Annotated in this window: 1 protein-coding gene; it reads left to right on the forward strand. The window is 76.3% G+C overall.

The features are described 5' to 3' along the window. Positions 1-562: HEXXH motif domain-containing protein (locus D471_RS0118000; RefSeq protein ID WP_017599902.1), on the forward strand; the 562-nt coding region annotated here is incomplete at both ends.

The following is a 562-nucleotide window of genomic DNA, read 5'->3' on the forward strand; positions in this document are numbered from 1 at the left end:
GCGCGAGGCGTGGGAACTCCTGGTCACCGACCACTGGACCATCGCCGAGGAGGTCGCCGACACCGTCGTCGCGCTCACCCCCATGATCGCGCCCGGCGGGGCGCACACGAGCGCGACCGCCCGGCACGCCTTCGGCGCCCTGGGGCTGTCCGGCCCACCCGGCCCCGTGTGGTTCGCGCTCACCTTCGCGCACGAGGTGCAGCACGCCAAACTCATGGCTCTGCTCGACCTGGTCCCGCTCACCCTCCCGGACGACGGGAGCACGCATTACGCGCCCTGGCGCCCGGACCCCAGGCCCGTGTCCGGGCTCCTCCAGGGGGTGTACGCCCACCTGGGGGTGGCCGGGTTCTGGCGCCGCCACCGCCTGGTGGCCCGGGGAGAGGAGGCCCGGCGCGCCCACGCCGACTTCGCGCACTGGCGCTCCGCCGCCCACGGGGCCGCGCGTACGGTGGCCGGGTCCGGGAGGCTCACCCCCGACGGAGCACGGTTCCTCGCGGCGACCGAGCGGACACTCGCCTCCTGGCTGGAGGAGGAGGTGCCCGACGGGACCGCCGAGGCGGCC

Origin of the sequence: Nocardiopsis lucentensis DSM 44048, from assembly GCF_000341125.1 — a bacterium.
GTDB classification, from domain to species: Bacteria; Actinomycetota; Actinomycetes; order Streptosporangiales; family Streptosporangiaceae; genus Nocardiopsis; species Nocardiopsis lucentensis.